The following is a 12,350-nucleotide window of genomic DNA, read 5'->3' on the forward strand; positions in this document are numbered from 1 at the left end:
GGTCGCTCCGGCCGGTCCCGGCAGGCTGAGCGGCGGAGAGGGCGGGCGGCGGAGGGCATAGGCTGCCGGCCGTGACCGATGTGGAGGCGGCGGCCCGACGCTTCATCGCCGACGTGTGGAACGCCGGCCGCGAGGAGAGCGCGTACGAGTTGGTGGCCCCGGACTGCCCGGGGTTGGGCGGCACCGGGCCGGAGGCGACGCTTGCGTGGCACCGGGACCGGCGGGCGTCGTTCCCCGACCTGCGCTACAAGATCGTCGAGGTGGTGGCCGGCGGTGGGCGGGTCGCGGTGCACTGGCGGGCGGCCGGCACCCAGGCCGGGCAGTTCGGCCCGGTGCCGCCGACCGGCCGGGTGGTCAGCTATTCCGGGGCGTCGTTCCTGCGCTTCGACGACGCCGGGCGGATCGTCGACGTGTGGAGCGTCAACGAGCTGTTCCAGGTGCTCCAGCAGCTCGGCGTGGAGATGCTGCCCCCGCTCACACCCGGCGGGGCGTGATCCGGCTGATCGGCAGGTTCACCGGGAAGGGCTCGCCGGTGTCGACGAACTTGGTCCACCGACCGGTCTCCGCGTAGACCTCGTGCACCGGATCGATCTTGTTGGTGTGGACGACCAGACCCTCGTCCTCGATCTCGATCCGCCAGTAGAACGGGATCCCGGCCTGCGCGTAGAGCGCCGGCTTGAGCACCCGGTCGATCGACCTGGTGTTGGGCGAGACGATCTCCACGGCGAGCACCACCTCGTGCGGCTCGTACCGGGACGGCTCGCGGGCGGCGGCGGCTGCGGTGGTGACAAGCACGTCCGGGATGAGGTAGCGGGTGCGGTTGATCCGTACGCCCACGGCCTGGGTCACGTCGAAACCGTCTGGGCAGTCCTCGTCGAGCGCCGCCATGAGCAGGCCGGCGATGCTCTGGTGCATCCGGGTGGGGGAGGGGGACATGAGCAGCACTCCATCGAGCAGTTCGCGGCGGCGACCGTCCTCCGGCAGCGCGTCCAGATCGTCGGTCGTCCACTCGCGCTCCTGCGGGTGGTCACTCTCCAACGCGGCGGTCATCGGTAGACCCTTCCCGGTGTGTCGTTCTCCCCGCGCTCACGATACGCCGCCATAAGTCGGGTGGTGGTCGCGCGCGCCGGGGGCACAGGGCAGGATGGGCGGCATGAGCGAGCACGGTGGAGTGCCCGGCGGCGGGCTGGTGAAGGGCCTGGCGGTCACGTTGAAGACGATGACCCGCCGGTCGACCACCCAGCAGTACCCGGACGTGGCGCCCGAGCTGCCGCCCCGCTCCCGCGGCGTGATCGCGTTGCTTGAGGAGAACTGCACGGTCTGCATGCTGTGCGCCCGCGAGTGCCCGGACTGGTGCATCTACATCGACTCGCACAAGGAGGAGGTGGCGGTGCCCGGCGCGGCCCGCCCCCGCCAGCGCAACGTGCTCGACAAGTTCGACATCGACTTCTCGCTCTGCATGTACTGCGGCATCTGCATCGAGGTCTGCCCGTTCGACGCGCTCTACTGGTCGCCCGAGTTCGAGTACGCCGAGTACGACATCAAGAACCTGCTGCACGACAAGGACCACCTGGGCGATTGGATGGGCACCGTACCGCCGCCGCCGGCGCACGACCCGCTCGGCGATCCCTCGAAGGAGGAGACCACCGCCGCCCGCAAGGCCGCCGCGCCGGCCGCGCCCGCCGCCCGGCCCACCCCGACCCGGGTACGCCCCGACGCCGCCCCCGGGCCGGCCGGAGGCGCGGCCTCATGACCGGCGCGGACGTGCTGCTGCTCGCGCTGGGCGCGGTGGCGGTGGGCGCGGGCGCGCTCGTGGTGGCCACCCGCCACCTGGTCCGGGCCGGCCTCTGGCTCGTGGTGTGCCTGGGCGCGCTTGCCGGCGACTACCTGGTGCTCACCGCCGAGCTGGTGGCCTGGGTGCAGGTGCTGATCTACGTGGGCGCGGTGGTGGTGCTGCTGCTGTTCGCGGTGATGCTTACCCGCGCCCCGATCGGCCCCTCCGACGATCTCGACCGGCCCGGCTGGCCGGCCGCGCTTGTCGGGGCCGGCAGTGGGCTCGGCCTGGCGGTGCTGCTCGTCGACGCGTTCCGCTGGTCGCGGGTGGACCTGCCGGCGGCGGGCACCGCCGAGCGTCTCGGCGAGCAGGTCTTCCGGTCCTGGGTGCTGCCGTTCGAGGTGCTGTCGGTGCTGCTGCTCGCCGCGCTCGTCGGCGCGATAGTGCTGTCCCGCCCCGACATCGGCCGTCCGACTCCGGTGGCCGCCGACGAGGGCGGGCGCCGGTGAGGCCGGTCATCCCGTACGTCACCGCCGCGCTGCTGTTCGGCCTCGGCGTCTACGGCGTGCTGCGCCGGCGCAACGCGGTGCTGGTGCTGATGGCGGTGGAGCTGATGCTCAACGCGGTCAACCTGGTCCTGGTCACTGCCGACACCACGGTCCGGGCCGCGTTGCCGCACTCGGGTCAGGTGTTCGCGCTGTTCGTGATCGTGCTGGCCGCGGCCGAGATCGGTGTCGGGCTGGCCATCGTGCTCCAGCTCTACCGGCTGCGGGCAAGCGTCACGGTCGACGACGTCCCGCTCACCGAGCCCGAACCGGCCGTCGTGGTGGGTCCGGGCGGCGGGTCGACAGCCCCGCGTGCGCGAACGGAAGGTGCGACCCCATGAGTACGGCGACGCTGTGGCTCGCGGCGGTGCTGCCGGGCGCGCCGCTTGTGGCCGGTCTGCTCGGGCTGTTGTTGCCGCCCGCCTCGCACGGGGATCGGGCGCCGGCCCGGCGGCTGGCGGTCGGGCTGGGGGTGGCCGGCGCGGCGGTGGCGTTGCTGGCCGCGCTGGCGTTGCTGGTCCGCGTCGACGGGCCGGTGGAGGCGGCCACCACCTGGGTCGAGATGGGCGGGCTGCGGGTCACGCTGGGCCTGCGGCTGGACGGCGTGGCGGTGCTGGTGGCCACGGCGGTCACCGCGGTGGCGCTCGCGGTGCAGGTCTACTCGACCGGCTACCTGCGTCGCGGCCCGCACGACGACGTCGACGTGGATCACCGCTACCCGCCGTACGCTGCGCAGCTCAGCCTCTTCACCGCCGCCATGCTTGCCGTGGTGGTGTCCGGTGACCTGATCATGTTGCTTGTCGGTTGGGAGGTGATGGGCATCTGCTCGTACCTGCTCATCGCCCACGACCGCCGGCTGCCGGAGGCGCCAGGCGCCGCGGTGAAGGCGTTCCTGGTCACCCGCGTGGGTGACGTCGGTTTCCTGCTCGGCATCGCGCTGCTCGGCGTGGGCGCGGGCAGTTTCCGGATCGCCGACGTGCTGGCCCACGACTGGTCCACCGGCACGTTGACGGCCGCCTGTCTGCTGTTGCTGGCCGGGGTGGCCGGCAAGAGCGCCCAGTTCCCGCTGCACACCTGGCTGCCGGACGCGATGGCCGGCCCGACGCCTGTTTCCGCGCTGATCCACGCCGCCACCATGGTCGCCGCCGGGGTGTACGCGGTGGCGAGGTTGTTCCCGCTCTTCGCGCAGGCCCCGGCCGCGCTCGCGGTGCTCGGCGTGATGGCCGCGGTCACCATCCTGCTCGGCGCGTTCGCCGCCACCGCGCAGGACGACATCAAGCGGGTGCTTGCGTGGTCGACGGTGTCCCAGATCGGCTACATGACCGGCGCGCTCGCGGTCGGCGCGCCCGCCGCCGCGCTGTTCCACCTGCTCACCCACGCCGCGTTCAAGGCGTTGCTGTTCCTCGCCGCCGGCGCGGTGATCCACGCCGTCGGCACCACGCTGATGTCCCGGATGGGCGGCCTGCGGGCCGGCATGCCGGTTACGTTCTGGTGCATGGTGGTGGGGCTCGGCGCGCTGGCCGGGGTGCCGCCGCTGGCCGGGTTCTGGAGCAAGGACGGCGTGCTGGCCGCCGCCGAGGCGACCGCGCTGGACGGCGCCGGCCCGACCGCGTCGTGGGTGGGTTGGCTGGTGTGGCTGGCCGGCCTGCTCGGCGTCGCGGTCACCGCCTGGTACGCGACCCGCCTGCTGCTGCGCACGTTCTTCGGCGCGGCCCGCACGCCGCTGGTCCGGCCGCACGACCCGCCGGCGTCGCTGCGCTTGCCGGTGCTGCTGCTCGCGGTCCCGGCCGCGCTGCTCGGGCTGGCCGCGTTCGCGCCGTGGTTCACCGACCGGCTGCGGGTGCCTGGTGACGGCTCCGGCGAGGCGGTCGAGCTGGTCCACCTCGCGCCGAACCTGGTCCTGCCGTTCCTGCTGCTGGTGGCCGGCGCGGGCGTGGCCTGGGCCGGCTGGCGCCGGGATCCGGCCGCCGACCCGGCCCGCTTCCTGGGTCCGCTGCGGCAGGTGTTCGCCCGGGCGTTCCGGCTCGACGACGTGCAGCAGGCTCTCGTCGTACGCCCGACCGGCGCGCTGGCGCGGGCCGTGCGGGCCGGCGACGAGCTGGGGGTGGACGGCCTGGTCGAGGGCAGTGGCCGGGCGGCGGTGGAGCTGGGTGGCGGGCTGGCCGCGCTGCACCGGGCGGCGTTGCCGCGTGCGGCGGCCGGGGTGCTTGCCGGCGCGTTGCTGATCGGCCTGGCGGTCGCCCTGATCGGAGCCACCTCATGACGTTCGGGCAGGTTCTGCTGGTCGCCGTGGTCGCGGTCCCGGCGCTGGGCGCGGTCGCGGCGGCCGTGGTGCCGGGGGACCGGGCCGGCCGGCTGGTCGGCACCGCCGCCGCCGCGCTGACGCTGCTGGCGACGCTTCCGCTTGTCGGCGGCGAGCACGGCTGGTTCGGCTACGGTCCGCGGCCGGCGGTGCAGCCGTGGCACCAACTCGACAGGCCCTGGGTGCCGGGGCTCGACCTGCGGTTCCACCTCGGGGTGGACGGCATCTCCTGGCCGCTGGTGGTGTTGACCGCGCTGCTCACGCTGCTGTGCTGCGGCTACACGCTGTGGCGGGTGCCGGGTGAGGGCGGCGGCCGGGCCCTGGTGGCGTTGCTGCTTGTGGTCGAGGTGGGCATCCTCGGCACGTTCCTCGCGCTCGACCTGGTGCTGTTCTTCCTCTTCTTCGAGGTCGTCCTGCTGCCGATGTACGCGATCATCGCCGGCTGGGGCGGTGACGACAGGCGGCGGGCGGCCCGCAAGTTCGCGCTCTACACGTTGTTCGGTTCGGTGCTGCTGCTTGTCGGCGTCTACGTGGTGGTGGCCGCCGCGGGCACGGCCGACCTGGTCGCGCTTACCGGCGGCGCCGGCCTGTCCCGCAGCACCCAGCTCGCCGCGTTCACGCTGTTGGCGTTGGCGTTCGCGGTGAAGAGCCCGCTGTGGCCGCTGCACTCGTGGCTGCCCGACGCGCACACCCAGGCGCCCACCGTGGGCAGCGTGATCCTCGCCGGGGTGCTGCTGAAGATGGGCACGTACGGGTTGATCCGGGTCGCCGTGGGGGTGGCCCCGGAGGGTGCCCGCTGGGCGTCGCCGGTGCTCGGCGCGCTCGCCGTCGCGGCGATCCTGATCGGTGGCCTGGTCTGCCTGGCGCAGGACGAGCTGAAACGGCTGATCGCCTACTCAAGCGTGGGGCACATGGGTTTCGTGCTGCTCGGGGTGGCCACGCTCACCGCCACCGGTCTCCAGGCGGCGCTGATCGGCAACATCGCCCACGGGGTGATCACCGGCCTGCTGTTCTTCCTGGCCGGGGCGATCAAGGACCGCACGCACACCGGTTCGCTTGCGGAGCTGTCCGGGCTGCGGGAGACCGCGCCCCGGCTGGCCGGGCTGCTCGGCTTCGCGGCGGTCGCCTCGCTGGGCCTGCCCGGCCTGGCCGGCTTCTGGGGTGAGGCGTTCGCGGTGGTGGCCGCCGTCCGGCGGGGCGGCCCGTTGTGGCTGACGCTTGCCGTGCTGGCGGCGCTGGGCGGGGCGCTTACCGCCGCGTACCTGCTGCGGTTGCTGCGCCGGGTCACGCACGGCCGGCCCTCCCCGGCGGTGGCCCCGGTCGGGCCGGGGCTGGCCGGGGCGGAGCTGACCGCCTGGGCGCCGCTGGTCCTGCTCGCGCTCGCGGTCGGCCTGGCGCCGGCGCTTGTCCTGTCCTACGCCTCCGGCCCGGTGGAGGCCCTGCTGGGGGTCGTGCCATGAGTCTGGTGCAGCCTGTCGACAACGTGGCGCTGCTGCCGGGTTACCTGGCCGCCGGAACGGCCGTGCTTGTGCTCCTGGTGGACCTGCTGGTGGCCCGCCGGGCTGTGACGGTGGCGGTGGCGGCGCTCGGCGCGGCCGGCACCGCGGCTGGCGCGGCACTGGTCGGGGCGGCCGGTGAGCGGCGCACGTTCTGCGTGGGCGCGGACTGCTCCTGGGTGTGGAACGGCCGGGCCGCGCTGGTGGCGGTGGTGATCGCGCTGCTGACGCTCGCCGTGCTGGCGATCTCCGGCCCGCTGCTGCGGGCCGGGCGCACTCCGGCCGGCGAATACTGCTTCCTGCTCGCCTGCGCGATGACCGGTGGTGTGGTGCTCGCCGCGGCAGGTGACCTGATCACCCTGCTGGTGGCGTTGGAGACGCTGACGCTGCCGCTCTACGTGCTTGTCGGGCTGCGCCGGGCCAGCCTGGCCGGGGCCGAGGCGGCGGTGACGTTCTTCGTGGTCAGCGTGGTCGCCACCACGGTCACGCTGCTCGGCGCGGCGCTGCTCTACGCGGTCACCGGCAGCCTGCACCTGGACCGGCTCGGCGCCACTCTGGCCGCCCGGGACGACCTGCGCGAGCTGCCGCTCACCACGGTCGCGGTGGCGCTCGTGGTGGCCGGGCTGGCGTTCAAGGTCGCCGCCGTGCCGTTCCACGCCTGGGCGCCTGTCACCTACGACGGCGCGCCGCTGCCGGTGGCTGCCTACCTGTCCACCGCCTCGAAGCTGGGCGGGGTGGTGGCGCTGCTGGCGGTGGTGCAGCGGGCGCTGCCCGCAGGCGTGACAGGTCCGGTGCTGGCGCTGCTTGCGGTGCTGACCATGACGGTGGGCAACCTGGTGGCGCTGCGCCAGCGGCGTACCGTCCGGTTGCTCGCCTGGTCGTCGGTGGCCCAGGCGGGTTACATCCTGGCCCCGCTTGGCGTGTTGGCGCTGGGCGCGGGGCGCACCGCCGACGCCCGCGACGGCGCGTACGCCGCGGCCGTCGCGTACGCCGTCTTCTTCGTGCTGCTGGAGCTGGCCGCGTTCGCCGCGGTGGTGGCGTTGCGGCCGGCGGACGGCGACGGCGGCACGCTCGCCGACCTGCGCGGCGCGGCGCGCCGGCACCCCTGGGTGGGTGGCGCGTTCGCGCTGGCGCTGATCGGGCTGGCCGGCCTGCCGCCGGGGCTGGCCGGGCTGTTCGCCAAGGTGACGGTGGTCCGGTCGCTGCTGGCCGGGCACGCCGGCTGGCTGGCCCTGGTGGTGGCGTTGAACGCGGTATTCGGCCTGGCCTACTACCTGCGGGTGGCCGCGACGCTCTACGCGGCGCCCAGCGGCGTCGCCACGACCCGGCCGGCCCGCACCGTGGCGATCGCCCTCGGGGTGGCCACCGTGGTGGCCGTGGTGATCGGTTTCGCACCGCAGCTCGTGCTCGACGTCGCCGCGCGCTGACCCGGTTCGTGCCCGGTTGGGCGTTCGGCCCAGCGGTCGCACAGGAATCCTCAGCCAACTTTCAGCCATGAGCCGGATGGTTGACGGGTACCGGTGTGTTGAACCGGTCAGCGGGTTACCTGTGTGGGCCCGCGGCACCGAAGGAGCGATCGATCGTGCATCACAACCGTCTCAAGACCGCAGCGCTGCTCGGCCTGTTGACCTCGCTGATCCTCGCGGTCGGCTACTGGTTCGGCGGTAGCGGCGGACTCGTCATCGCCGTGCTCATCTCGCTGCTGATGAACGGCGTGACCTACTTCTTCTCCGACAAGCTCGCGCTGCGCTCGATGAAGGCGCAACCGGTCACCGAGGCACAGTTCCCCGAGCTGTACCGCATGGTGCGGGAGCTGTCGACACAGGCCGGCAAGCCGATGCCCCGGCTCTACGTGAGCCCCACGTCGCAGCCGAACGCGTTCGCCACCGGGCGTAACCCGCAGCACGCGGCGGTCTGCGTCACCCAGGGGATCGTGGAGGTCCTCGACTACCGGGAGCTGCGCGGCGTGATCGGGCACGAGTTGTCCCACGTCTACAACCGGGACATCCTGATCTCCAGCGTGGCCGCCGGCCTGGCCGGCATCATCACCATGCTTGCCAACCTGGCCTGGTTCATCCCACTGGGCTCGTCCGACGACGAGGACGGCCCGAACCCGGCGGTGCTGCTGCTCACCCTGATCCTCGGCCCGATCGCGGCCACGGTGATCCAGTTGGCGATCAGCCGGAGCCGGGAGTACCAGGCCGACGCGTCCGGCGCCGAGCTGAGCCGCGACCCGCTGGCCCTGGCCAGCGCGCTCAAGAAGATCCACATGGGTACGCAGGCCCGCCCGCTGGCGCCGCAGGGCCAGCTCGCCAGCACCGCGCACCTGATGATCGACAACCCGTTCAAGCGGGGCGGTGGCATCGCCGCGATGTTCGCCACCCACCCGCCGATGGAGCAGCGGGTGGCCCGGCTGGAGCAGATGGCCCGCAACTCCGGCCCGGTGCAGTTCCAGCGCTGACCCGTCCGTCCTCCTCCGCCCGCGTCCGCGCCGGACGCGGGCGGAGCCGCGTTCAGGCCGGCTCGGGCAGCCGGTCCGGCCGGGCCAGCAGCACCGTGGCGAGCAGCACCAGCCCCGCCGTCAGGTAGGCCACGGCCGGGCCGAACAACGCGGCGGCACCGCCGAGCAGGAAGACACCGACACCGGAGAGCATGATGTTCCCGGCGACGATTGTCGCCTCCACCTGCCCCATCCGCTCCCGGGGCGCCAACCGGGCGAACGTCGCCTGCGCGCCGATCAGCCACCCGCCGCCGGCTCCGATCAGCGCGTTCGCCACGGCGAGAGCCCAGGCCGGGGCGTCGACGGCCGCCAGCAGACCGGCCAGCAGCAGCGCCGTGGCGAGCGCGCCGGCGGCCACCACCTGGCCGGACACCCGGACCAGCCAGCCGCGGCGCCCGACCACCAACACGAACACCGCGCCACCGAACGACGAGGCGGCCAGCACCACCGGCCGCCACGCGCCTCCGGACAGGTCCGGGGCGAGAGTTTCCGGCAGCCCGCCGGCAAGCATGGTGGCCAGCGTGAGCAGGGCGACCCCGCGCAGGATCGGATGGGCGGCGATGATCCGGGCGCCGGCGGTGGCCGGTGGTCGTGGGCCGCGGCGCTCCTGCCGGCCCACCCGCAGGCCGGTGAGGACCACGGCCGCGAGCAGGAACGAGGCCAGGTCGACAAGCAGCGCCACCCGGGGGCCGATCGCCACCGTGACGCTCGCCCCGGCCAGCAGGCCGACGACCTGGCCGCTCTGGTTGGCGAAGGCCGCGAGCCCGAACAGCGGCAGGCGCAGCGGGGGCTCCACCGCCTCGGCGATGATCGCGACGTGCACGCTCCCGTACGCGGCCCGGACCGCGCCGAGCAGGCCGGCCGCCACGATCGCCGGCAGCGCCCGGGGAACCGCCGCCGGTACGGCGATGAGCACCGCGCCGGCCAGCGTGAGCCCGATCAGCATGGTGCGCCGGGCCAGCACGTCCAGCCAGCCGCTGAACACGGTCGCGACAAGGAACGCGGGCAGCGCCCGGGCGGCGTACACGGCGGCCGGCCCGAGCACCGAGCGCGTCTGGTCGTAGGTGAGCAGCAGCAGAGCGGCCAGCCCGACGAAGTCGCCCAGCTCGGAGATGCCCCGGGCGACCAGCAGCCGGGACGCGACCGGGTGCCGGAACAGCGCGCGGTAGCCGGGGGCGGGCGTCGCGGTGTCGGTCATCGGTTCGACGGGTCCGTTTCCCCGACCCGAAGCGGCACGACCGCCATTGCGCTCATCCGACCTCCGCACGCGCGTCGGCGGCCGATCCCGCCCGCCCTAGGCATGGACTCAGTTCGATCAGGAACCTACTCCCTCCCGGCCCGTACGGCAGCCCCTACAGGCACACCTGCGGGCGCGGGCCAGCGCCGCGCCGGCTTACCTCCGTATAGTGGCGCCGTCCGCGATGACGTTCTTCGGGGAGGACGTGACGATGATTGTTCGTTGGACTGGGCTGGGCTGGCTCGGACTTGTGCCGATGGTGCCGGCGTTCGCGGGGAGCCTCTGGCTGCTGTCGCGTGTGGACGCCAGCATGGAGGTCCGCGTCGCGCTGCTCGGGCCGATCCTCGTCGGGCTGTCCGTGCTGGTGACGGCGCCGCTCGGCGGGCTGCTCAACAGCACCCGCACCCCGCAGGGCCGGATCTGGCACAACCGCCACACCCTCTACGATCTCCCGCTGCAACACGTCGGTGCGGTCTACGCCATCCCGGCGATCGTCTTCCTGTCGTTGGCTCTCGGCCGCGGCTGGCACCCGGTCGCCGGCTGGGTCTTCTTCGCCATCGCCTCGGTCGCCGTGCTGACGCTTATCGTCCACCTCGCGGGCCGATCCGACAGGCGTCGCCGGCAGGCTGCGGGGCCGGCGTCGTTCGGGTCGGGCGTTCCGTCCCCCTTCACCGGTCCGGTCATCGACGGTGAGTCCCGGTCGCGCTGACGTTCGCCGATCAGGTCAGGCGGGCGTCACTTCGCGCAGAGCCGCGCCTGGGAGAACGACGGCCCCGGAGAGAGTTGGCCCCGCCATACGGAGTTGACGGTCACCGCCAGCGACGGGGCCTGCCAGGCCGCACCGAGCAGTTGGAGAGTGCCATACTCGCGCCGCCGCGACTCGACGTCCCTGCCGCTCAGGAAGTGGATCACCTGTTCGTCGACCTCCCGCTGGCCCATCAGCCCGCCGTGCAGGGCGGGCACCTCGTAGACGGGGATCCGGGTGTAGGGACCGGGCGGGAGTTCCGTCGCGCTGACCGTGGGCAGGAAGGCGATCATCCGGACGCCGGGGACCGGGCACATGGTCTGGTAGCGGTAGAACGGCGCCTGGTCCAGCAGTGACCGGATGAACGGCTCGTCCGGGCTGTCCCCACCGCCGCTGACGCGGGCCACAAGCGCGAAGATCCCGCGCAACTGCCAGCCGGGGGCGATGCCCCAGCCCTCCGCCGCGTCCGCCGGCGGGTAGTAGGCGCGGGCGGCGCGGACCAGCGGGCTGAACATCAGCAGCGCCTTCACCGGGGAGTCCGGATGGTCGCGCAGATGGGTCCGCCCCACCATCGCCCCTTCGCTCTCGCCGAGCAGGGCCACCGGCCGGCCGGTCCGGTCGTGCAGCGCGGCCACCTGCCGATCGAGCAGGGCCGCGCTCGATTCGAGCGAGCGATGCGTGTCCCGGGGGCCGTAGGGCAGCGGCCGACCGGTGGCGTCCTGGCCGGCGTAGGAGAACGTCGCCATCGCCGGGTCGGCCGCGGACCGCCCGTCGTACCGCGAGTTGTGCCCACCGAGCACGATCACCGCGTACCCGACCGAGGCGGGCAGCCGCCGGTCGAGCAGCGGCGGCCGGAAGTTGGCCGTCTGGTGCGCCGGGCTGGACGTCACCGCCTGCACCGCCACCGGGATCGCCAGGGCGAGCACGACGACGATCGGGACCACAGGCACCCGGGGCCAGTGGACCCGGGCCGGCAGCACCGCCGCCCGCACGGACCGGTTCCACAGCAGCCCGTTGAGGGCGCCGGCGAACGCCGCGACGAGCGGCGTCCACCAGCCGGGCGTCCGCCATACGACCGCGCCGGCGAGCGTGATCACCACGAAGTCGAGCAGCGACCAGCCGACGAGCGCCGCCGACGGCAGTCCCCGGAACCAGTCGCTGCCGACCGCCGCCCGTTGCAGGAACGGCGCGAGCAGCAGCATCGGCCCCACCGCGGCGAACACGAACCAGGAGAGCGACACCACGCCCGCGGCGACGGAGAGCGCGGCGAACGGGGTGACGATCACCGCGGTCATCGCCGCGATCCCCAGGTTGCGCAGCAGGATCCGCCGGCCGGCCGGCCGGGGCTTCTCGGCCGGCCAGGCGAGACCGACCAGGCCCGCGGAGAGCAGACCGCGCAGGCCGATGGCGGCCACAAGCCCGATCGCGTACGTCTGCCAGGAGTTGTGGTACACGAGCAGCCAGCGCATGTCGTTGTACGAGTCGTACGGCCAGACGGCCGAACCCTGCGGCGAGAGGCCCTCCGCGCCCCGGAAGTCGAGCGCCACGAACAGCACGTTCTGCAGGACCGGGACGGCCGCGGCGAGCGCGACGAGCCCGAGCAACCTGCCCCTCTGCTGGCTCACCCGCTCCTCCTCCTCGACCCGATGCGTCCCCTGCCCTGACTTTCCGACGGCGGGTGCCCGCGTGGGACGACATTCGGGAAAAGGCGGGCCGCTGTGAGGCAGCCGACCGTTTCTCCAGCCTCCGGC

Annotated in this window: 12 protein-coding genes; 9 read left to right on the forward strand and 3 right to left on the reverse strand. The window is 73.7% G+C overall.

The features are described 5' to 3' along the window. The first annotated feature begins 71 nt into the window (after window positions 1–71). Window positions 72–494 carry an ester cyclase gene (locus SM450_RS15340; protein ID WP_474620404.1) on the forward strand — a complete coding sequence of 141 codons (423 nt, stop codon included), beginning with the start codon at window positions 72–74 and terminating at the stop codon, window positions 492–494. Here the strand turns inward: SM450_RS15340 and SM450_RS15345 are convergent. Further along, on the reverse strand, window positions 475–1,050 hold the full coding sequence (locus SM450_RS15345) for a Uma2 family endonuclease (protein ID WP_474620405.1): 576 nt from the start codon (window positions 1,048–1,050) through the stop codon (window positions 475–477). The two genes, SM450_RS15340 and SM450_RS15345, sit on opposite strands and share 20 nt — an antisense overlap. Window positions 1,051–1,153: 103 nt before the next feature. Here SM450_RS15345 and SM450_RS15350 point away from each other — a divergent pair, with 103 nt between their 5' ends. From SM450_RS15350 to htpX, 7 genes are all read left to right on the forward strand, one after another. Beyond that, the gene (locus tag SM450_RS15350) at window positions 1,154–1,753 is read left to right on the forward strand and encodes a NuoI/complex I 23 kDa subunit family protein (RefSeq protein ID WP_474620406.1); all 600 of its coding nucleotides are present in this window, start codon (window positions 1,154–1,156) and stop codon (window positions 1,751–1,753) included. Further along, entirely contained in the window at window positions 1,750–2,283 is a 534-nt protein-coding gene (locus tag SM450_RS15355; RefSeq protein WP_474620407.1) for an NADH-quinone oxidoreductase subunit J family protein, read from the forward strand. The genes SM450_RS15350 and SM450_RS15355 overlap by 4 nt, the downstream gene beginning before the upstream one ends. Further along, on the forward strand, window positions 2,280–2,660 hold the full coding sequence (gene nuoK / locus SM450_RS15360) for an NADH-quinone oxidoreductase subunit NuoK (RefSeq protein ID WP_474620408.1): 381 nt from the start codon (window positions 2,280–2,282) through the stop codon (window positions 2,658–2,660). Before SM450_RS15355 ends, nuoK begins: the two co-directional genes overlap by 4 nt. Next, window positions 2,657–4,582 carry an NADH-quinone oxidoreductase subunit 5 family protein gene (locus tag SM450_RS15365; RefSeq protein WP_474620409.1) on the forward strand — a complete coding sequence of 642 codons (1,926 nt, stop codon included), beginning with the start codon at window positions 2,657–2,659 and terminating at the stop codon, window positions 4,580–4,582. The genes nuoK and SM450_RS15365 overlap by 4 nt, the downstream gene beginning before the upstream one ends. After that, window positions 4,579–6,081, forward strand: coding sequence for a complex I subunit 4 family protein (locus tag SM450_RS15370; protein WP_474620410.1), 1,503 nt, complete (start codon window positions 4,579–4,581; stop codon window positions 6,079–6,081). The genes SM450_RS15365 and SM450_RS15370 overlap by 4 nt, the downstream gene beginning before the upstream one ends. Continuing rightward, entirely contained in the window at window positions 6,078–7,544 is a 1,467-nt protein-coding gene (locus tag SM450_RS15375) for an NADH-quinone oxidoreductase subunit N (protein ID WP_474620411.1), read from the forward strand. The genes SM450_RS15370 and SM450_RS15375 overlap by 4 nt, the downstream gene beginning before the upstream one ends. A gap of 155 nt (window positions 7,545–7,699) precedes the next feature. Next, window positions 7,700–8,578 (forward strand): zinc metalloprotease HtpX, encoded by an 879-nt coding sequence (gene htpX / locus SM450_RS15380; protein ID WP_474620412.1) that lies wholly within the window; start codon window positions 7,700–7,702, stop codon window positions 8,576–8,578. A 52-nt stretch (window positions 8,579–8,630) separates the two neighbouring features. On the opposite strand, the gene SM450_RS15385 is transcribed toward htpX, so the two are convergent. After that, complete coding sequence (locus SM450_RS15385) at window positions 8,631–9,815, reverse strand: MFS transporter (protein WP_474620413.1); 1,185 nt, start codon at window positions 9,813–9,815, stop codon at window positions 8,631–8,633. 223 nt (window positions 9,816–10,038) lie between these two features. Here SM450_RS15385 and SM450_RS15390 point away from each other — a divergent pair, with 223 nt between their 5' ends. After that, a complete protein-coding gene (locus SM450_RS15390) occupies window positions 10,039–10,563 on the forward strand; it encodes a hypothetical protein (protein WP_474620414.1) in 525 nt (174 codons plus the stop codon). A gap of 26 nt (window positions 10,564–10,589) precedes the next feature. Here SM450_RS15390 and SM450_RS15395 read toward each other — a convergent pair whose 3' ends face one another. After that, on the reverse strand, window positions 10,590–12,224 hold the full coding sequence (locus SM450_RS15395) for an alpha/beta fold hydrolase (protein WP_474620415.1): 1,635 nt from the start codon (window positions 12,222–12,224) through the stop codon (window positions 10,590–10,592). Window positions 12,225–12,350 lie beyond the last annotated feature (126 nt).

Source organism: Micromonospora marincola (assembly GCF_056150385.1).

What these genes read in the sequence shown, in the direction of transcription:
- SM450_RS15350 (WP_474620406.1), top strand. Translation starts at nt 1,154, where the DNA reads ATGAGCGAGCACGGTGGAGTGCCCGGCGGCGGGCTGGTGAAGGGCCTG.
- SM450_RS15385 (WP_474620413.1), bottom strand. Translation starts at nt 9,815, where the DNA reads ATGACCGACACCGCGACGCCCGCCCCCGGCTACCGCGCGCTGTTCCGG.
- SM450_RS15345 (WP_474620405.1), bottom strand. Translation starts at nt 1,050, where the DNA reads ATGACCGCCGCGTTGGAGAGTGACCACCCGCAGGAGCGCGAGTGGACG.
- SM450_RS15370 (WP_474620410.1), top strand. Translation starts at nt 4,579, where the DNA reads ATGACGTTCGGGCAGGTTCTGCTGGTCGCCGTGGTCGCGGTCCCGGCG.
- SM450_RS15375 (WP_474620411.1), top strand. Translation starts at nt 6,078, where the DNA reads ATGAGTCTGGTGCAGCCTGTCGACAACGTGGCGCTGCTGCCGGGTTAC.
- SM450_RS15355 (WP_474620407.1), top strand. Translation starts at nt 1,750, where the DNA reads ATGACCGGCGCGGACGTGCTGCTGCTCGCGCTGGGCGCGGTGGCGGTG.
- SM450_RS15390 (WP_474620414.1), top strand. Translation starts at nt 10,039, where the DNA reads ATGACGTTCTTCGGGGAGGACGTGACGATGATTGTTCGTTGGACTGGG.
- SM450_RS15365 (WP_474620409.1), top strand. Translation starts at nt 2,657, where the DNA reads ATGAGTACGGCGACGCTGTGGCTCGCGGCGGTGCTGCCGGGCGCGCCG.